This window comes from Pectobacterium atrosepticum (genome assembly GCA_019056595.1).
GTDB classification, from domain to species: domain Bacteria; phylum Pseudomonadota; class Gammaproteobacteria; order Enterobacterales; family Enterobacteriaceae; genus Pectobacterium; species Pectobacterium atrosepticum.
Map to the genome: position 1 here is coordinate 34,542 of CP036162.1, position 19,092 is coordinate 53,633.

Consider the following 19,092-nt stretch of genomic DNA (forward strand, 5'->3'; position numbering starts at 1 on the left):
GTAACTCCGGATGATTACGGGAACGCAGGAAGAGGAGTGAAAACCAGTATGGCGACTGACTTTAACGCCTGAGTCTGTGGAGTGGGAGAAAAGTGATGATGCCGATTTATGTAATCAGCTTGGCTTAGTCATCAGTCCCCGCAGACAGCATTGCGTACCGCATTTGTCTCTGACATAAAATGGCGAAAGGTCCCTCTTTCCGCTAGGCTCACTCGTCGATTACGTAGCTGCCACAGACGGAATGTAACGATGAGCGCCTTTGACCACGCTACGCCCGTACCGGAGAGAAGAACCAGACAGGTGCTGATCTGATGGACTGTTATATCTGCGCTGTTGCTTAACGAGAACATTGTGAAGGGCGGTACCAGGATGGACAATAACCAGAACATGGCTCGCCAGCGTCGTCTTTGACGACAGTATCCCTTCTCTAGCTCCTCTAGTGTCAGCCCAGAGGCTGCAACAGCTTCTTCCCAGTCAGGAGATGCCGTTTCAGCATCGGATGCATCTTCCAGTTCGGGAAATGCTTTTCGGATACGTTCCATGTTCCGGGTAGTGATATCTTTGGATGTTCGGAGATACCACTGCGTCTCCTGTATTGGCAAAAAAATACTTAAAGCGCCCCTGGCCATGCGCCATAGTCGGCGTTTATGCGGTTTTTCTATGATTGTCATCTTGCAGTTCCCTGATTCATGGCTGATTCCAGCTCCTTCAGACGTGGAGCGTAGGCCAGTCGAGCTTCGTTAGCCAGAAGTTGGCCTGCCAATACATTCCCTTTTCGCAATTGCTCCTTAAGGTCATTCAATTGCCAGTTCATTTGTGAGGTGGTGCGAATTAGTTCACGCGTCAGATTATCGCCTTCCATTTCCTGCAGGTCGGTAATGTACGCTGTATTGGCATAGCGTCGGCCAGCTTCGAACGCCTCAAATTCTCGTTGACTCATGTACCCCTTTGTTTTTGCTTCAGGAGAAGCAACCTCACTAAAGTACTTAGATGCTGACGGTGATTGGAGCGCTTCTTGCAAAGCCGCCTTTGTTGCCTCATTAGGCTTACTGTCCGCGATTAGAGACAATTGCGGTTCAGAAGCAGCGTCAATAATACCGTTATACTCGTTCATCAAGCCAACATAAGTACGACCGGTTAAGGTGTTGACTTCACCTTTGCCTGGGGTACGCCCGGCTGAAGGGCGAGCAGTATTTTTCATATAGGCCATGGCTGCGTCAGCCTGTTCTTGAGACCAGGTCAATGTCGGTGCTTGTCCTACAGGTCCTGCGCCGTCATAGACAGAGCGTACCTGGCTGTCACCACCAGGAAGTTCTCCGACGGCAGGGCATACGTCTGTCCCACCGAAAAGTTCGTATTCTGCTGCTGTACAGTAACTTGCATGAACATTTGCACCATCGTAGGCATCGCGAGATTGCCCTTGGGGTGCATTTGATATGCGTTTACGGATTGAGCTGTTGGCAATTCCTCCCCCTGAAGAAAGATGGGATGCTGTTCTACCTGCCGTACTTTTGCTTTGAGCAGCAACACCGGAAGCCGAATCACTGCAGATGGAATCTGGAACAGAGAAACTTCTTCGCGCTTCTTCAAGTCGCTGAGTTTCGTTGTTGAAGATCATCTGCTGCCGGGTCGCTTGACCATCCTGACTGATGATAGTGGCCAGCTTGTCGGAGTTTTGGTTAATCGCTGTACCCGTTGCTTGCTGCATGCGAAGAATTTCTGCCAATGTGGCTTGAATAGTTGCCATTTCAGGCAGGATTTGGGTTGTCACTGGGACACTGGAATTAACATTCACAGTAAAAGCACTAGCGATGTGAGGTATGCCTGTCGACATGACCAATACCAGTGTAGAAAGTCGAAGTCGTTTCATAAAAACCTCTGGATTCAAGTAAGCGGGATGAGAGTGTCTGGGATGCGTTCAGAGAATGTATCCGCAGCAAGTGCTACTAGGGGAAAGGTCTGAAACCGGCGAATGAGCCTCCCATGACGATTTCTCGTATCGATAATCGTCAATCCCCTGCGTTGTATGCGAGAGTAAGGAGGTGTCGTAATATCCATTACCGGCCAGTCACCGGGGCTGAGTGGTGGGGTTTCCGATACATCTGGCCAAATCCATGTATCATCAGTCATCAAACTTGTGCGTCGCTGGGGCAACAGCCATTGGACGACATGGCGGACTTCTCGGATCGGCTCCCCCTGTTCTTGAACGCGCCAGATGGATGTGGTGACCAGACTGGTAGGTTGCGATTGCAACATCAGTAAGAGCCCGTTAGCACTAAGTGATGCGTGTTTGTCCGTGATGTGAACCGCTCTTTCACCTATTGATTTATCAGTCCTGAAATGCTGAGACGGCAGGGTGAATACCGTACTGTCAGCGTCGATTAACAATCGGGCCAGACTGACCTGACCGCGCGTTGGCCTTCTGCATCGAGGGGTCAGGTGAATGGTACATATCAAAGGTCAAACCCCAATTCATCAATCATTTCTTTTGCCATCAGCTCAATGACACCCTTGTCGCCGCGAGCAGCAGCATTTCTCTCTCGGTACTCAATGAGTTTTTTGGCTGACCCACGTGGAAATTTATAGGCTAGCAATTTGCGGGCACGATCAGAACCAATGTCCTCAGTGAGGAAACGACGTAATGCCCCGTCTTTCTTGTCCGAATTGAGCGACCAGAGTTCCAGAGGGCCAATCGTAAATCGAACAATCCGTGCCAGTGTTCCCTGCGTTGTACGCATAACGCACAGTAAAGGTACGCCGCTGCCGTCGGCGGCTGGTCCCGATGGCATCCGGAGAAAATCCTGTAATGTGTGTTCCGGTACTTTGAAGTGATCACGCAACAACTCAATGTCCTGCTGCCGATAACGTAGTAACCAAAGGGTGTTCGCTGAGTCCAGCATGCTTTTGGGATAGTCTGTCAGGAACTGCGTACTGAGTACGGTACGAATGCCAAACTTGCGCTGTTCACGGTCCTGGGTATCGAGCGCCTCATAAATAAAATTGATGCCTCTCGCATTATGAAGCTCGTCGTAGATTTTGGTTTTCATCTCACTGTCGAGCTGGTTGATACGTCGGAGAATATCTGGGTGATAGACGTTCGGTAGGTTCTTTAATACCTCGTCTCGATATTGTGGCAGGGCAAAATCACCGGCAGTGATGTGGCCGGCGAACAGATACATTATGCCTGTTTTCAGCCGTCCAGCCGGTGTCGCGTCTCCCGCTACGTTATTCAAATCAACGGCTACGATACGTGTATTCGGATTCAGTGCGAATCGAGTACGGCTGGCCATCATGGGATAGTCTTGCCGCGCCTGGATCATACAGCGTTCGATATAACCTAACAGGGGTTCTTGTGACCCGTCACGTTGGACTTTGCCGAAATTTTCCTGAATGGTTTCACTACTCAGAAGGGCGGGCATATCGGCGAGCTCTGGCACTGCCTGGTAATGTGCTCGCTGAGCAGCTTGGAGTAATCCCTTCTCATGTAGAATGTCACGGACCTCATACCAAGGGGTTGCTGCCCACCATTCCATATCATGTTGTTCCCATAACCCAGATTCCCGTAGGGCTGTATCCACCTCGATTTCAACATGTTCACGATACATGTTAGGTTCCTGACCGCTGCGAATATCGTAGGCAAGTTCGATAAGTCGTTCAAATATCTGGCGGGTATCGGTGGGGTTGGGAGGAGTCCCTTTATCTGGTTCGATACAGAATGCGGTCAGCATTGAACTAATGAATTGCTTTTCTGGTGTAATGGGATGGCGTGCTCCATACAGAATATCGAACAAGTTACGCGATTTAGATGGATCGTTGCTGAGGATGATACCGATAGCCTCATCCTTACGTTCAACTGGCAGACAGTCACGGATCAACTGGATGGTTCCCATAGCCCCGAACCCCTTATCTATGTGAGCTACATAAGGTAGTGAAACCTGCGCAGAGGATACCTGAATGGTGGTAAGTGTATTGATAAGTACCGTTTTCCCAAGGCCAGAATCACCAGGAGCCAATTCAGTGTGTTTATTTTGCCGTGACGAGGCCAATCCTACTTCCCAAGAGCAGCCGTCTTCGGTGTGCAGCATCAGATTACCTTCACCGCGCCATACGGTACCCGGACGATTAAAAGGCATCATTGAGAGTGCGTGTGACAAGGGCGGATAAAGAGGGATTGGGCCAGAGCCTGCTGATGCGGCCAGCATTGAATTTACCCACCCTCTACGAGGATCACCAAAGGTTGTTGTTGTGCTGCATACTCCCCATCCCTGAATCGCAGATTCAAGCAGCATTTGATTACGTGAGCAGATTTCGCGAGATTTACCCCATGTAGTGGCAATAATGGTCATAACGCAAACCGGATCGCTATCATCGGTTTGCGCCAACTGAGTGAATGCGTCATACAGAGGGCGAATGGCAGGGATAAACTGCCCAAAGGAAGCGATATTCCGTTTCCAGCCCAGAGCTTTAATACCTCCAGGCATTAAATCAATACGGACTCTCCAGGGAACAGTGCGGGGTACTGATTTGACCAATTCATTAAACGGTTGTGGATGCTGGGGCGGTAAAGTAACAGAGATCATGCCATGCCAGAGCCCGTCTGCATGGATGAAATTTCCTTCTGTTTTGGGGGTCCCACCGAAAACTTGCAAATTCAGCGAAGGAGCGAGCAAGGCTGAGTTATCACCCTCCTGTCGAACTCCTGCAACTGCCAAATCCCCTGGAAGGTGTGGGCGCCACTGCGACGCCGTATTGTCACGCGCCATTTCACGACGAATTTCATTACAAACCTCGGGCACATCCATTAATCGAACCAGCAGGCCTTCACCTCCCCGTACAAGTGCTTTTTCCAGTGTTGTGATAAAGCTGTCGTGCCGGATTTTCAGACCGGACATCAGGTAGCGCCAGGGTTGCTGTCCGAATCGGGCTATGGGGGCTTTATCACTGATGGCATTTATTTCTTTATTGAAATCAGTACGCTCCTGTTGGCTGACCAGTATTGGAGAGCTCCATACGGCGAGCCAACAACGCTCCCGGACTAACCAAGGAGAGAGTGTGGCTATTTTCTCATTCAACAGATCATCCAATTGGATGGCCGTATGTTGAATAGAACGTTTTTGCGGGGCAATCATCGTGCTGATCTCGTCAGCACCTTTTTCCGGATCGCGCTCGAAGATAAATGCCATCTTGTGGCCTGTTTTTTTCCAGGTCGTACTGAGCGTGGTCGCGAGATGCGTGATCAGACCTTCAAAGGCATCTGGGTGGTCAATAGGGGCATCTTCTGACAGTTCACGCAGAGCACCTGAGATTTCAAATACAGAGAGATAATACCCTTGGTGGGTGACGGCAATATAGGGTGCCTGTAGCCAGGGCCGGATTTCCAGATCTTGTTTATCCAATCCGATGACTGTTCTCAGGTCACAATAGTCGACAAAATCAGCGGAGACGGTAAACCGGGAAAGCGTGTTCAGTATGTCTTCAATAGCGAAGACAATTCGTTTGATATTCATAAGATTGTAATTCACTCCATAGGTATAAGCATGTTGTCAGAGGGAATGGAACTTCAGTGAAATTTGTGAATAAAAGGGGTGAATCGATGGCAGGAGTAAGCACTAATAGTGTGTATAACTAAGCGCTATGTAATCTCGGAAAGATAATCGCGTTCGATAACAGAGTCTGGTGTCAGAATTAACACCACTCCGGCCATTTTTTCCCGCAGATCATCACGCTGAGAAGGGGGATATCGGCGTAAGGCATCTGCAAAATCAGCCGGTTTCCAACCGCCAAATCGTTCTTCAACAGGCAGCCGATGGCGCAGCAAATCTGAAAGAACCTTACGCCCTTCTCGGGCAATAGTCGGACTGATGCTAAACATCGCGTGTAATGCGTGACGATTTATTGTCACTACGTTCCGTGGATGCAAGTCAGGAAGCCAGACCATACTCCCCTGAGCCGCAGCATAGCCATTGAGTGCATGCCAGGCATGGCAGATGTAACAGAGATGAAATGGTTGTGAGAGCTGGCTGAGCTGTGCTCTTTCCTGAGTTGATAATTCACCGTTTTCTGTGAGCGAACTAGCGGGAATATGTCTTAGAGCGAGACGGCGTGCAGCCAGAGAGGCATGTTGCAGACTGGCTCTCGCTGATTTCAGTGCCCTATAAAATTTCTCCCGCTCTGACGGGTCTTGTGGCGGCTGTCGGGATTCCAGGCGCCGAAATACATCATGTTCTCGGTCAAGTCGGAGTAGAGAATCCTCAGCCGTTTCTGCCAACCGCGTTAGTGGCAAGGACTCAGTCAGGAGAAAACGGTGTTTCATGTCCGACTGGCAACAAAAACAACGACCACCGGTTACCAATTCTGGCGTGGGTAATAAAGGTTCTGTGGTATGCACGACATCGGGCAGTGGCAGCGGGTGAAGATAAGGGGACTCTGTCAGTTTTTTACTCGCACTCATTGGCCTCTCCGGTAAGCGTTTTCACCATCGCCAGAATACAGGCTGCAATATCAGGGGAACTGCATTCTGCAAACACGAACTCCTGATTGTCCTTATCATCACGAGCAATCACATTGCCATGTTCCGTGCGCAATAGAGTGATACCTTGCAGCGCTTGAAAAATATGGGGGGATATTGACATACAAACCTCTGAAAGCGGTGCCGGCAAAAGCCGACACCTTTCTGTGGGTCAACTGATGGTGACAGCGCTCGTCCCCATTTGTCTCTGGGTGTTGCCCATAATTTCGGGAACAACGACGAGAAGTGCCCCAATACCTAAACCGCCAAGGCATGCGCCAAGTGTAACCTGCGGATGTTTGCCAACTTTTTTCAAACTCAACAGAGAGGCAATAAAAATAACCACGCCAAGGGCCTGAGCTATTTTTAGACCAGACGTTTTCCCTCGCGTAGCGCCGTCAGCAACGCTATCAATCATGTCAGCTATGTCACCGGCTGCAAATGCTAAACCCGGCAACAGAGTTATGAGTAATACGCACAGGGCTTTGATTGCACGTTCGCGTAACTGCATCATGGATAATTGAGCAAAAATTACGACGGCGTAAACATGCGCCGTCATGGCACGGAAAAGTGACATAGTGTCTCCTTGGATTGATATAACAGGGTATTAAAAGAGGAGGCCAAGACTGGCCAGCAGTTTGTCTATCAGTTGCGGTGAGAACACCAGTGCAGTACCCGCGACCACTTTTACCGTGGCGGAACGAACACTCTCACTGGTGCTTAAAGCGGTGTGGCCTTCTAATCCTGACGTGCGATACATGTTCAGTCCTGAGTGAACAAAGCCTACACCGGCCAGTCTTGCCAGTGACAACACGGCATTGGCCGCGCCAGCTGCTTCCCCGAAGGAGGATGGCTGTACGTAGGCAATCGCATCAAACGTTGTTGATTGGAACCCGAACTGAGCACCGGCAGCGTTGATAATTGATGGGAGGGATACCATAGCTGCACAGGCGAAAAGACCGCCAAAGAATTTGCCCGGAGACAGCGGTATCGCTGTTGTTGAGCGAGCCCGCGTCAGTAATGCTATCAAACAGATGAAACCGAGAGTTTCTCCCCATATAAACAGGAAGCGGATCCCGCTGTTGAAGACCCCTGCAGCAAAATTTTCAATAGCAGTCAGTGCATCCAGCGTCATTAGCGTAGTGTTCCGCCAGTCGTGATAATACTTCGACTGACTGGATCAATTTGACGGATAGTGATTTTCCCAAGCGTGTCTCCCTCCCGGACAGCCCAGGTACTACCTTGCCATTTTATCCACGCCATCCCGTTTTCCAACGACATCACTTTCATACCGGAAATGAGACTCGCTGCCCCCGGTTTCCCTGATGAAGGTTTTGACGTGGATACGGTGCCGGCCGCCTGCTTGGCTTCCAATGCCGTTAGTCGTTGTATTAACGTATTAAGCTGATTACGGGTTTCAACTGCATAAGTCTCATCCCGCTTAATTGCTTCGGATAATTGACTGACACTGTCTTTCAATGTGATGAGGGTATTATTGGTTTTACTATCTCGCGCATTCAATTCATCACGAACATCCGTCATTAATGCTATTTTGTCGTTATGCGCAGCGTCTGGTAACTGAGGCTGTGCTGACAATTCACTGCTCTGATGTGCAGAAAGTGGGGATGCTCCGCCCATTGTGTCGGTATTTGCTCTGCCCAGTGTGTTTTCCACTTCACTGAAGGCGCTGTCTGACGGTGTTTTACTCATGAACGGCAAAGACGGACCAAACAAGTAACCCGCTCCAACAACGAGTAGCCCTGCAGCGCCTAAAAGCCAAGGCAATGAATAGCCCAAGAGCAGTTCACGCTTCCAAAACGGTTTTTTTTCTCCGTTGTCGGCTTCGCCAAAATCACCGGCGTCTTCCTCGCCCGTGATAGACAAATCGTTTTGCTGTTTCATTTTTACTCCTTGCTGGGTTCTGTGTCGCCATACTGGCGACGGATTTCAGCCTTACGGCGTTCGATGGCTTCCTGTAGACGGGATTGGGGCAATTGTTCTGTGGATACGGTCGCGGAAGTGAGGGGGCTGATTGAGGCTCCCGATGTATTTTTATTGCCTGCGATATCGTCAGTATTGACGGCATCGACAAAGAGAATAGAAATTACCTCATTTTGCTTAACAGTGACCTGACGGAATGGTTCGCGCGCTATTTCCTTTCCTATTACCTCCGAGCCTTTCTCCGCAGCACCGCCGAGCATTACCCCCCCCACAGTGCTGGCGTCAGGTTTACCCACGCGACCTGTAACTGTGCTAACGCTGCTCTGAAGTACCTGCGTATTCGCGTCTTTGTACAAGCCTCCCACGTTCCCTACACCGCCTAAAAAAGCAGGCAGAATGATATGCGTTCCCCACCGATGGTTTACGTCGCTGGCAACGGACGACATCAGGTTGTCATCACGTTGCGCATACGCATTGACGTTCAGTTCCATGCCCCGCCAACTCATTCGGGTGAAATGGATTTCGAGGCCTTCGCCGACGAGTTTTGTCGAAGGGCTGTGTAGGCGGGCTCCTGCCATTCTTCCTGTCGGGATAATGGCCACTACTTGAGAGGTCGGGTTATCTGAATCAACAGCGGTTTCAAGGTATCCCGGTGCTCGAGTCAGTGCAGGGATTAGTTGCTGTTGTAATTCCGCACCTCTTATTGATTGCTGGGTTGGTATCTCAGATACCATCTGCTTACCAGCGTTCTCTGTGCCCTCGATGGCTCGGGCCTGAACAGGAATATCGCCCCCAGCTCGAGCAAGATTGATTCGGGTCAGTAATTTTTGTAGCCGCTCCTGGCGTTTCTCATTTGCCTGCTGTTCCGCTGCCGGTGTCGTTTGCTGACGCGGAGGCGGAGAAGGTTGAGGGGCTTTAGGCGGTGGAGCGGGGCGCTTCTCTGGTGTTGGCTCTCGGGTATCTAGCCCAACGGGCAGGCTGGCGATGAATGACCGGTTTTCGCGCGTCGCCTCCGATGCGCCAAAATCATTGGAGGCTTTTAGTAATTCTCGGTAGCGCGGTGTTTCGGGGGTTACTGACCCGGCACTGGAAGCCGTTCCATTTAAATTCACGGCAGAATTTGTTCCAGTTCCATCCTTATTCCACCATGAAAACAACAAATAACTTCCGGCCAGTATGGCCAGGGCGGCAAGGCCGATGATGGAAAAGAGTTTTTTACCGTTCTGACCGGCATCCTGTTCTGCGCTCATAATTATTCCAACTCCGGGGTGACGTGAACAGACTGACCGTTCACGGAGAAGGTAAGAAGCGGGGTGACAGGAAGCTTCCACAGATGTGTTCCATCAGCGGACGAAAGTGTCTGCTCAAACTCATCGCGTAACGTGGCACGAGAGCGGACCATCAAGTCGTCCCCAGTTTGCCATATAGCCGTGTCAGGCACATTTCCCTGAAACTTGAGCCGGCGTGCATCCTTAGGCGGAATGCCATCGAGAAAGGCCTGTAGCATCGCATCATGGATAGCTATTTTGTCTACTGGAGCACCGATAGGTGATGAACCAGGCCCTAAACGAGGGATCCGTAAATCCAAACGAGAGTCAATTTCCTGACTGGCTGTTCGGGTATCTGTCTCACCACTGGTGACATTAATCATGACTGGGACATCAAGGCCTTTTAGGTAGACTGAAATGTTACCTGCTGCCCAAGGACGTAGCGGGGTAATGGTTAGCATGTTGCTACCTTTGTTGAACTGCACGTCAAAATTAGCCGGACTGGCGTTTAATGGAGCATCTGATTGTGGCCAGGGAGCCCCACTGATATCCGTCAGGGTAATGACACTCTGATTGTTCAGGGCGGTACGGACCAAGGGAATACTTGCACCTGGCGAGAGGTTCAAAGTGAGGGAACTGATGCGAGGAACAACGCTGATAACTGGCGCGTTGACAGAGCGCTCTGTATCCGTCATACGCGAACGTAACTCACGAATTTCAGCTGGTGATAAAGGCGAATCCAGACTGGCAGCTTCCTCAACCAGAGGAGAACTTTGCCCAGGGGTAGGAAGCTCACCATTGATAAGTGTGGCCGGGACGCCAGCGCTCTGGTGTCCCGATTCTTGCGGGGCTGGGGCTGGGGCTGTTGGTGTACCATTTGGCGTTCTAGCATTCTGCCAGCCGCTGTCGTCTGAAGCGGACGCTAAGGCCGGCTCAAATAGCAGTAGTGTGATCAGAAAATAACGGAATAACATAATGGGATCCTCAGAGGTTACGAGGCGCGTTACGAGAGATCATCTGGCGGATTTCCATGCCTACTGGTTTCAGGCGCGAATCTACCCGCTGGATAGTGATTTCGAAGACAAAAGACTGTTCAGGGCGGCTTGTTGTCTGGCCAACAACGCGCAGTCGCACAGGGTACTGCATGGTCCAAAACCAGGTACCGTCGGTTAGGCGCCCACGACGGACTACCACGCCGGCACCAACGGTGGCTGTTAAGTTCATGCGATCTTTACGCAGAGCATCAAGAATGTTTGAGCTTGTCAGGGCCTGGATATAACTAGCGTGGCCTTCTTCCGAAAATAAGGGGGCAATGGATGAGACTTGTTCACGATAATGGACAAAGTCCAGGTTAAAAGCCTGAGTCAGCGCTTTACTCCCAAAAGAGATAGCATCATCCTGACTCCATGCCGGTTCACTGGTTGGCGCTAGCCGAACCAAGCGTCCGCTGTCAGTAGCGAAATAATCGCGTTCTTTCTGGGCCAAAGACCAGAACAGGCAGGCGTTGAGGATGATGCTAACGAACAAACCTATGGCCAGTACCAGGTTGGATTTCATGAGGTCTGGTGCCATATTCTGCCGTTTTTCTGCTTGTTTCATCAGGTCAACGGCATTTTTTAGTGGGTCTGGTGCAGAGGAAGGCCCCCCCCTTTTTTCAGGGGGGGCTACTTGAGTCATGTTTGTCATAGGCGATTAGAGTAGTCTTTCCATGGGTCGATGTTGGTGGGGATGTTTTGGTTCACTTTGTCCACGGCGGCGTTACAGATCTCATTTTCCAGTTGCGAAAGTAAATCGCTGAGGTTGGGGAACTCCGGCACGGTAATCGTGATTTTTTTGATACGGGACAGACAGGACTGTAGTGAGGATGAGACATTGCTTTCCCGCTGCGACCAAGCAGTCGCTGCTGCCCTCGATCTTTCGTAACCAGCCTGGCTTCCCGCCTGGGCAGCACTTCCCGCCCGACAGGTTGTTTCAGCTATTGAAGCAGCAGAAAAAAGTACAAAGCCGAACAAAATTCCGGCTTTTAATTTGTGATATCGCATTCTCTCTCCTTATCGGCTCAGCGGCCGGGGCTGTGGGAGCGTTCCTGATGAAGCACTTTTTCCTGTCTGTCCTCCGGCTTTCGGGCGTCATCCCACTGCTTCCAAGTCTGTTCAAAGCCTAGGCGCTGGAATAGGGCATCATCCTGTTTTTCCGGTGTATACAGTTTGGCGGGAAGGAGGGCTTCCTCTTCTCGTCCTTTCAGGTGAAATGTCATCAACTGAGGTGCGGTACGGGTTGTACCGTCTGGTTCGAAATTTACTGCCTGGCCGTAGCCTGCGTAACGGGGACCTGTATCGGTAATAGCACTGACAACCAACTGCTGATTATCTGCGGTTGGTGTTGCGATCGCTGGATAGAGGGTGTCGTTAAGGCGAACCACGCCTTGCAGATGTTGGCCAGCTGATTGTACAAGTAGCAGATCCATTCGATTGGTCTGATGATCCACGGATGCCATTACCGGCGTGAGTGCAGCCGGGGCATCGTGACTCGGAGGTATCGATTTTATTGCTCCTTGAGGACTCATTACTGGATGGCGATCCTCTCCAAGGTAAAACTGTCTGTCCTCAAAACGGGGAGGTAATGTTAGGCCAGACATGTGATCAGGCCAGGCTTGTCGGATTTTTTGGGTAAGTTTTGAGAACGTGTCGATCGGAAATGACAGAAGTTGTTGGCCTTGCTCAGGGCGGGAATGAGATACAGCGATCCCAGTAGATGCAGCACCGAGAGACCAGTTGTTTTTCACTCGCTCTTTTTCTTCGTTTGGGAACGACCATGTATCACGAGAGTTTAGTGTAAGTGTTACCATATCACCTGCTTTATGGTTCTCGACCAGCTTCCGAAGGTCTTGTCCCCAGTAGGTATGGCTGCCACCACGGTTCTGCAATTCAATGAAAAAACTGTTGCCACGTTGCTCCTTGTTTTCATACATAGCTTCTCCGTAGTTCATCAATACGGCAGTGACGCTTTCTCCGGGAGATAATGTTGTCGGCGCCGGTTCTTCAGGTGCCTTCGAAACCTGAATAGCATCTGAGCTCGCCATTGCCGGTGTCCCTGGCACAGGGGTATCGGCAGGGACCGACGATACCGGTTGTGATGGTTCTGCGATTATTGGGGGAGGCAAAGGGGCGTCTGGGTAAGATCCCATCGGAGCAGGGGGGATCTGAGGTTGTGGTATTACTGTTGCCCCCGTTTGTGTCACGGGTTCTACATGTCCCGCAGAAGGCTTTGCCTCAGGTATCTTCTCTTTCTCATTAAACGGAGTATTCCTGTTGAGATCCGGTGTCGGCATATGAGTAACAACGGCATCTTGAATGGTACCTATCTGTTTACGTAACTCTTCGAATTGTGCTCGCTGTGCCGGAAGTTTCATACGGATATCAAGGTCATGCTCGATAATCAATCGCATGGCTTTTTCTTTAAACTCGCTGCTACCAGTCAACTCAATAACACCGCCATAGAATTTAGCTGCTACGGCAAGAGCAGCGAGAACCTTGCGATCATCCTGACTTGCACCATTACACATTTCGAGACGATTGCCGAGATCGTGGAATGCGTCTTCAGCATCTAGTCGGTACAGCACTTTGTTATTGCTTAGCGCTTCTGATGTCAGCGCTTTGATTATCTTTTCAAGATCTTCCTTTTGCAGCGCATCGGGGCGTCTTGGGCCGTAGACAATTGCATCTGTTTCAACTTCGGGGGGGTTAGTAGAAACATTTGGCTTTTCCTGTGCCGTACTTTTTAGCGTTAGGTCTGGCGCTTCGTTTTCTTTATCTTCCCCAGCGTTGGGCGTTGTTTGTTTAAATAAATCGGCGGTGCGGTTGGTTTCTGTTACGCCTATCTCTGAAATAACGCCTTCAGGTGAAGGAGAAGGGATTTCCGTATCGATAGCTGCCGGTGCCTGTAGAGCCGGTGTAGGTAGTGTTTCTGAAACTCCGGGAATGGGTTTTTCAGTAGTATCTAGAACGGGAGAAGCCGATATTTTTAATTCTTCATCTTTCGTTTCTACGTGAACCTTGCTACTGGTTTCACTTTGTTCATTTTGCGCAGTGGGGGTTGATTCGGATGGTGAAGTGGTAGCTGATGGCAAAGGTGCCACATCGTTTTTTTCTGCCCGATTGATATCAGTGATGATCTTTGTTGTGTAATTGAAATCATCAATGCTGAATTGGCCGGATAATAATGAGCGATTGAATTCATTGCTCAGTTTATTTAACTCGTTATCAAATTCCTTTCGAGTCATGTCTCCTAGTGCTACCTGCTTATGCAACGTAGATAACTTGTTCCCGATACTACGAACATCAGAATAGGCTACGATATCGCTATTACGAGATTGACGTTCTTTATCAGCCCCGATTTCATGCAGTATTGAGGTGGTATAATTAATATCGGCCTGGCTGTAATTTCCAGACAATAATGAATGACTAAAATCTTCAACTTTTTCATTGACTAGCCTGTTAAACTTAGTTTGGCTAATATCTCCATTAGACAGTAGTTCTCTAAGATCAACGACACTATTCCCTATACTTCTCATGTCGCTAGAGACACTGAGCGGTAGGCTATTTGCATCTTGTTGAATTTTCTGTGTCTCAACCGTAATTTTTTTGCCTTCTTTTTGGATATCCCGCTCATATTCTTGTAGTGAGCGTGTATCACGGGTGGTATCTGAAGGGGAATCTGACACCAATGATTCTGAGGTCAGAGTCTGCGATGTATTCTCTTGACCGGACACCTGAGCTGTGCCGGGGGATGCTTCTTTTTCCATAGTGGTTTCCTGAGCTGGAGTAAATACGAATCCGCCGAGAGATAATGCGTCGCGGATTTGAGGTTCATTGCTGAAAGACGTTTGGATGCCTATAGAGAGAAGCTGGACGTTCATTACATGTTGGAAGAGATCTCTTCCCCGACTAACGTCCAGATCGTTAAAGTCGGTGAGTTGCTGAGCGAGTTCTGTGGGGTTAAAGGCTGGGGCGATAACTTCGCCGTTCGTTAGTTCCGCTGCTTTTTGTGCGCTAATAATACCTTTGTTTTCTGGCTCGCCAGTTTTTGGGTTTTTTAAAAGATGGTCATTATCGGCACAAAAAATAAAGCGACTGTCCGGCCATACTGCACGCGCATTTTGTGCCACTGCTATCATATTCCCAGCATCGACAGTCATCATTACTGGCAGCCCCGTTGCCTCGTGTATCGACGCGGATGTGGAGTAACCTTCTGCGAACAATAGCGGCTGGCCATTTACGGGGGTGCCAAACGGAAACCAGTTCCCGGTTTTTTCACTATCTTTCAATATACGGGCATCTTTACCTCCCGTAGGAGGCACCCGTTGGTAGGAGCGAATATCCCCCTTTGCGTTACTAAAAGGGATAACTAGTTCTCCTTTAGGGTTGATTCGTACTCCTGGTGCTGCTTGTACCCCCTTGCGAGTCAGGTATTGACTAGTTGTTGCCTGAGGAAGACTGGAAACATATCGAGTGGCGTACGCTGCCTTGCTGTTGTACTGTTTTTCCAATTCCCTAGCTTTATCTTCGCGGGTCTGTTGAGCGTGTGCCCGTAGATGGAGACTGGCCAGTGGATCCATTTTATCCCCACCTGAAAATGTCCATTTTGTGGGATGCTGCTCACCGCTTCGATAATCGCGATACCAACCTGCTGGACGACCGTCCATGAAGCCCTTGTAAACGCCGCTTTGGCTCCCTTTTTTATCTTGCTTTGTTGGGACTCGTTGCAGTGTTCCATCCATGATCGGAAGGCCTTTGAGAACCAGGCCAGCACCTTCTAGCACTTGGGCAAATTCAGACACTGGGTCGTCTGAATTCATCGATAGGTCATGTGGATGGGGAAGCCAGCGCTCAAAATTGTTCAGTTCCACACCGGGACGGGCATACCAGAGCCTGAGTTCCTTATCCCACACAATAGCGTTCTGGCCATCACCAAGACGTGGGTGAGCATTAATAGCCTCGTCTTTCTCTTCGTGAGGCACAGCAAGCCATATGCGGTGACTTTTTTTCATGGTCACACTCCTGAAAGAAATAGGGGGTCAGCGCTGATGCGCGAGGGAAAAGTGCTGTTTGAGAGTATTCCGGAAAGGATGTTAACTAACGTGCTAATGACTACTATCGTTTAGAGTGTCTGTGTCAGATGTGTTTTGCTGCGTTAACAATAACGTAGCCTGAGAAACTTGCTATATCGGCATGAAAACATGAATTAATGACATACAAGTAACCTCATATGAGCGTTAGAGCCCAGTCCAGTCACGAGGTGTTTCAACAAAGTGTCGATACCACCATGGGCGTCCGGAAGCAGTTTTACCACGGACTGTGCTGATAATTCGTGTGATGATGGCTCGTACACTCCAGCCAAAATAATTAAGACCAACAAAGAATGCCAGAATAGCGGTGCAGATCCAGACTGTTGTCTCTGAGGGCCAACGGAAACAGACGAGGTAAATCAGCAGGAAAGGTAATGGTATGCCAAAGAAATTGACTGCAGGAGTCGCGTAACGCCAGAAACCTTCTCGTTTCATGCCGTAAGTTCCTTAATGGGGAGGTAAAGCATTGCTTCTGAACGGTCGATTTCTTTGCGAATGTACATTTCTCGTACCTGATCAACAATACGCCGCTTTTCTTTGTGCAGAATAGAGTCTAGGAAGTGTCCCCATTTCTCTGGTGGCATTTCCTGGAGTTTGTTGCACAACTCATCAGTGAAAACGATATATTCTCGCAGGGCGCAGCGTTTACCGTCGGTTGTTTTGACGAGCACCTGTATCACGATGAATCTCAGTACACCAAGTAGAGCCCAGGCCATTGCATCGCGTATTTGCGAGTTGAACAGACCCAAAATTCGGGGAATCGTTTCGCCTGGAGAACGTGTGTGCATGGTTCCTATGCAGAGGTGCCCGGTTTGTCCAGCCTGAACGGCGGCCTCCGCTGTTTCTGTATCCCTGATCTCACCAATACCAATCAGTTCCGGGTTACGACGCATGGCAGAACGTAACCCCTCAGCAAAGCTAAATACATCACGCCCTATCTGAGCCTGATGAGGCGGTAGGAGATCCTCCGTTCTGCCCAGAATATATTCGACCGGATCTTCATAGGTTACGATTTTTCGATCCGGATGAGTGTCTTGGCTGTAGCGATACAGTGCGGCCAGAAGAGTGGATTTACCGGACCCCGTTTCTCCACATACAAAACCCAGCCCATTTTTCGGCAGCATGGCGGCTGCAAGGTCGGGTTCAATCCCCATAGACATAAAATCAGGGATAGCGGAGGGGATTACCCTCATCGTCACGGAAATAGCTTTTTCTTCGCGTGCTGATGTTCCCTGGATAATGTGAGAACGAAGACGGACCCGTTCTCCCCGCCCAAGTCCATAGCGACCATGCATATCACCGTCAATCTGGATCGGACGATCAGAGGGTTTACCACTCTGTACGCGGGGCTTAATCTCACGCCCGAGAAGGTCATCCAACATATTACCCAGCAGGGTATTGGGTAGCACGCTTGCAGAGCAGCGTTCACGTCTGCCGTATCGGCTGACCGATACGGAGGACCCTCCTACCAAGTCTACGTCACTGACAGCATGCCGGGCACACCATGCGAAGAACGTTTTGAACTCTTCAGCGGTAAAGTTTCCCGTGAAGGGATAAATCCCGAATTTATCGGGTGGATCCGGCAGGCTCATGCAAGAGGGCTCCTTTTTCTATGGTAATAGCAGGTCTCCAGCGAGACTTTTGCAGTTCAAATGAAGCATGGGTTTTCAGGCGCCGGACACGATCACCAGTGACCAGCTTTTGTCCGGTGCCGGTGACCGTTTGCTGTTGTTCGCTGACTTCCGGCCGGGTAATCATGCCTTGACGCCATAGAAGGGAGTAAAGCATCATGCCGCGATAATCTCGGGTAAGTTGATTCATGTTTGCTTCCAAGGTCAGGTCTGCGTTTTCACGGCCTTCCTGCCACCCTTTTTTTAATGCCTCCTCCCAGACTTCTCGCTGTGTGCTGTCTTCGGGTGTTACCAATCCTTCAGTGCCTGGTGTCGCAGTAGTGGCCAGTCCCCGCAGTAACCAATTTCGCCAGTTAGGAGGATTACTGACAAACCGCTCAGGGCGAATGATGGTCCAAACTTTGGTGGACGTGCGTATCTGATCAGGGGTGATATGCGCTACATCCTGGGCCTCATCAATAACGGGTGGAAGCCAGCCTTCTGGACTGATGATAGGGCGGAAGTCATAGAGTGCATTTAACGTAGATTCCCTGGCAGTGAGTGCCAATGTTAATTCCCAGGCTCGTTGGGCTTTACCTCCACGAAATCCCAACGTTTTTCCTGCTTCTGTCAGCATTTGCCAGCGAGTATCGGATAGTCCTTCTGGACGCTGGCGCTTTGGATTGAGCCAGGCGTGAATGTCAGGTGGGGCAGCGCCGTGTTGAACAGGGCCAGGTGAACGGGAGTTTGCACACCCGGTTAGTAGAATTATAGGGATGAAAATGGATATGAGGCTTTTCATTTTCTACTGCTCCCTTGTTGCATAAAGCTAAGCTGCAGCAAACCCGGATATTGCTGCAGCGATGCGCGCCAGGCAGTCTGGGATTCTAAAAGACGAAGAACGTTGGCAAATGTCATTTCACGAACATGCAGCGTTACGGGCAATGGGAGGCGGACTCCACTGTAGTTAAATTGTAAGCCTCGTACTCGAGCCAGCTCAGCAAGTAGCTCCACAGCGTCGCCTTCCCAGTCAAATGAAACGGCATCACTATTCGCTCGAATGATGTGAGCCGCCGATTGCGATGATGCTGTGGAAGAGTAGATTCCCTTGTCCCACATTTGGTACTGCTTATGCCGTGTGATGGCAACGGAAGACGCTGCCCCGTAACGATCAGGGGAAGCTTGATGCTGTGGGGGCGATGTTGGTGGGAATGACTGGCAGCCAACAAGCAGGCTAATGGCCAGCACGCCAGGAAGAATAGAATGATTCATTCGTAAGTACCTTGCCGTATGGGGTTGTCGGCTAACGATTAAACAGATGAGTAGCTGGGTGAGATAGAACCGTTTTAACTGATGGCAGTCTTGGTAAATGAGACTCGATAAGTTTGCAACCGCGAAATGTCTGATGAAAAAGGAAGCCCTATGAGGGATTCGGTGTTGTATGCAGCCCTTTGGTTAACCTAAAGTTTATTGGTCTTATGACCACCAGAACACCGGTCTCAGGTACTGTGATCCATCGCCATTCCTGCAACAAAATTTGTACTCTAATGCCTATGCGGATCAGCTTGGGGATTTTAACCTGGCAAGAACGCCAGCGGCGTGAGGGGGCTTCTGATGCGAGAACTCCCCTCATACTGC

Annotated in this window: 17 protein-coding genes; all 17 read right to left on the reverse strand. The window is 50.0% G+C overall.

Annotation, left to right across the window (positions count from 1 at the left end; all coding sequences use genetic code 11):
• Positions 1 to 131: 131 nt before the first annotated feature.
• Positions 132 to 542 carry a conjugal transfer protein TraX gene (locus DCX48_00220; protein ID QXE13053.1) on the reverse strand — a complete coding sequence of 137 codons (411 nt, stop codon included), beginning with the start codon at positions 540 to 542 and terminating at the stop codon, positions 132 to 134.
• A gap of 125 nt (positions 543 to 667) precedes the next feature.
• Entirely contained in the window at positions 668 to 1,870 is a 1,203-nt protein-coding gene (locus DCX48_00225) for a conjugal transfer protein (GenBank protein ID QXE13054.1), read from the reverse strand.
• A 583-nt stretch (positions 1,871 to 2,453) separates the two neighbouring features.
• Positions 2,454 to 5,507 (reverse strand): ATP-binding protein, encoded by a 3,054-nt coding sequence (locus DCX48_00230; GenBank protein QXE13055.1) that lies wholly within the window; start codon positions 5,505 to 5,507, stop codon positions 2,454 to 2,456.
• A 125-nt stretch (positions 5,508 to 5,632) separates the two neighbouring features.
• A complete protein-coding gene (locus tag DCX48_00235) occupies positions 5,633 to 6,451 on the reverse strand; it encodes a conjugal transfer protein TraT (GenBank protein ID QXE13056.1) in 819 nt (272 codons plus the stop codon).
• Entirely contained in the window at positions 6,438 to 6,632 is a 195-nt protein-coding gene (locus tag DCX48_00240) for a hypothetical protein (protein QXE13057.1), read from the reverse strand. The genes DCX48_00235 and DCX48_00240 overlap by 14 nt, the downstream gene beginning before the upstream one ends.
• A gap of 48 nt (positions 6,633 to 6,680) precedes the next feature.
• Positions 6,681 to 7,085: a conjugal transfer protein TraR gene (locus tag DCX48_00245; GenBank protein ID QXE13058.1), complete on the reverse strand. Its 405-nt coding sequence runs from the start codon at positions 7,083 to 7,085 to the stop codon at positions 6,681 to 6,683.
• Between the two features lie 30 nt (positions 7,086 to 7,115).
• The gene (locus tag DCX48_00250; GenBank protein ID QXE13059.1) at positions 7,116 to 7,643 is read right to left on the reverse strand and encodes a conjugal transfer protein TraQ; all 528 of its coding nucleotides are present in this window, start codon (positions 7,641 to 7,643) and stop codon (positions 7,116 to 7,118) included.
• On the reverse strand, positions 7,643 to 8,410 hold the full coding sequence (locus DCX48_00255) for a conjugal transfer protein TraP (GenBank protein ID QXE13060.1): 768 nt from the start codon (positions 8,408 to 8,410) through the stop codon (positions 7,643 to 7,645). The genes DCX48_00250 and DCX48_00255 overlap by 1 nt, the downstream gene beginning before the upstream one ends.
• A 2-nt stretch (positions 8,411 to 8,412) precedes the next feature.
• Positions 8,413 to 9,699, reverse strand: coding sequence for a conjugal transfer protein TraO (locus DCX48_00260; GenBank protein QXE13061.1), 1,287 nt, complete (start codon positions 9,697 to 9,699; stop codon positions 8,413 to 8,415).
• Between the two features lie 2 nt (positions 9,700 to 9,701).
• A complete protein-coding gene (locus DCX48_00265) occupies positions 9,702 to 10,691 on the reverse strand; it encodes a conjugal transfer protein TraN (protein QXE13062.1) in 990 nt (329 codons plus the stop codon).
• 10 nt (positions 10,692 to 10,701) lie between these two features.
• Positions 10,702 to 11,316: a conjugal transfer protein TraM gene (locus DCX48_00270; protein ID QXE13063.1), complete on the reverse strand. Its 615-nt coding sequence runs from the start codon at positions 11,314 to 11,316 to the stop codon at positions 10,702 to 10,704.
• Positions 11,317 to 11,399: 83 nt separating this feature from the next.
• Complete coding sequence (locus tag DCX48_00275; GenBank protein ID QXE13064.1) at positions 11,400 to 11,759, reverse strand: conjugal transfer protein; 360 nt, start codon at positions 11,757 to 11,759, stop codon at positions 11,400 to 11,402.
• 17 nt (positions 11,760 to 11,776) lie between these two features.
• The gene (locus tag DCX48_00280; GenBank protein QXE13065.1) at positions 11,777 to 15,766 is read right to left on the reverse strand and encodes a DNA primase; all 3,990 of its coding nucleotides are present in this window, start codon (positions 15,764 to 15,766) and stop codon (positions 11,777 to 11,779) included.
• A 225-nt stretch (positions 15,767 to 15,991) separates the two neighbouring features.
• Complete coding sequence (locus tag DCX48_00285) at positions 15,992 to 16,279, reverse strand: conjugal transfer protein (protein QXE13066.1); 288 nt, start codon at positions 16,277 to 16,279, stop codon at positions 15,992 to 15,994.
• Complete coding sequence (gene traJ, locus DCX48_00290) at positions 16,276 to 17,436, reverse strand: plasmid transfer ATPase TraJ (protein ID QXE13067.1); 1,161 nt, start codon at positions 17,434 to 17,436, stop codon at positions 16,276 to 16,278. The genes DCX48_00285 and traJ overlap by 4 nt, the downstream gene beginning before the upstream one ends.
• Positions 17,411 to 18,256, reverse strand: coding sequence for a conjugal transfer protein (locus DCX48_00295; protein QXE13068.1), 846 nt, complete (start codon positions 18,254 to 18,256; stop codon positions 17,411 to 17,413). Before DCX48_00295 ends, traJ begins: the two co-directional genes overlap by 26 nt.
• Positions 18,253 to 18,726 (reverse strand): hypothetical protein, encoded by a 474-nt coding sequence (locus tag DCX48_00300; protein QXE13069.1) that lies wholly within the window; start codon positions 18,724 to 18,726, stop codon positions 18,253 to 18,255. Before DCX48_00300 ends, DCX48_00295 begins: the two co-directional genes overlap by 4 nt.
• Positions 18,727 to 19,092: the final 366 nt, after the last annotated feature.

What these genes read in the sequence shown, in the direction of transcription:
- DCX48_00220 (QXE13053.1), bottom strand. Translation starts at nt 542, where the DNA reads ATGGAACGTATCCGAAAAGCATTTCCCGAACTGGAAGATGCATCCGAT.
- DCX48_00225 (QXE13054.1), bottom strand. Translation starts at nt 1,870, where the DNA reads ATGAAACGACTTCGACTTTCTACACTGGTATTGGTCATGTCGACAGGC.
- DCX48_00230 (QXE13055.1), bottom strand. Translation starts at nt 5,507, where the DNA reads ATGAATATCAAACGAATTGTCTTCGCTATTGAAGACATACTGAACACG.
- DCX48_00235 (QXE13056.1), bottom strand. Translation starts at nt 6,451, where the DNA reads ATGAGTGCGAGTAAAAAACTGACAGAGTCCCCTTATCTTCACCCGCTG.
- DCX48_00240 (QXE13057.1), bottom strand. Translation starts at nt 6,632, where the DNA reads ATGTCAATATCCCCCCATATTTTTCAAGCGCTGCAAGGTATCACTCTA.
- DCX48_00245 (QXE13058.1), bottom strand. Translation starts at nt 7,085, where the DNA reads ATGTCACTTTTCCGTGCCATGACGGCGCATGTTTACGCCGTCGTAATT.
- DCX48_00250 (QXE13059.1), bottom strand. Translation starts at nt 7,643, where the DNA reads ATGACGCTGGATGCACTGACTGCTATTGAAAATTTTGCTGCAGGGGTC.
- DCX48_00255 (QXE13060.1), bottom strand. Translation starts at nt 8,410, where the DNA reads ATGAAACAGCAAAACGATTTGTCTATCACGGGCGAGGAAGACGCCGGT.
- DCX48_00260 (QXE13061.1), bottom strand. Translation starts at nt 9,699, where the DNA reads ATGAGCGCAGAACAGGATGCCGGTCAGAACGGTAAAAAACTCTTTTCC.
- DCX48_00265 (QXE13062.1), bottom strand. Translation starts at nt 10,691, where the DNA reads ATGTTATTCCGTTATTTTCTGATCACACTACTGCTATTTGAGCCGGCC.
- DCX48_00270 (QXE13063.1), bottom strand. Translation starts at nt 11,316, where the DNA reads ATGAAACAAGCAGAAAAACGGCAGAATATGGCACCAGACCTCATGAAA.
- DCX48_00275 (QXE13064.1), bottom strand. Translation starts at nt 11,759, where the DNA reads ATGCGATATCACAAATTAAAAGCCGGAATTTTGTTCGGCTTTGTACTT.
- DCX48_00280 (QXE13065.1), bottom strand. Translation starts at nt 15,766, where the DNA reads ATGAAAAAAAGTCACCGCATATGGCTTGCTGTGCCTCACGAAGAGAAA.
- DCX48_00285 (QXE13066.1), bottom strand. Translation starts at nt 16,279, where the DNA reads ATGAAACGAGAAGGTTTCTGGCGTTACGCGACTCCTGCAGTCAATTTC.
- traJ (QXE13067.1), bottom strand. Translation starts at nt 17,436, where the DNA reads ATGAGCCTGCCGGATCCACCCGATAAATTCGGGATTTATCCCTTCACG.
- DCX48_00295 (QXE13068.1), bottom strand. Translation starts at nt 18,256, where the DNA reads ATGAAAAGCCTCATATCCATTTTCATCCCTATAATTCTACTAACCGGG.
- DCX48_00300 (QXE13069.1), bottom strand. Translation starts at nt 18,726, where the DNA reads ATGAATCATTCTATTCTTCCTGGCGTGCTGGCCATTAGCCTGCTTGTT.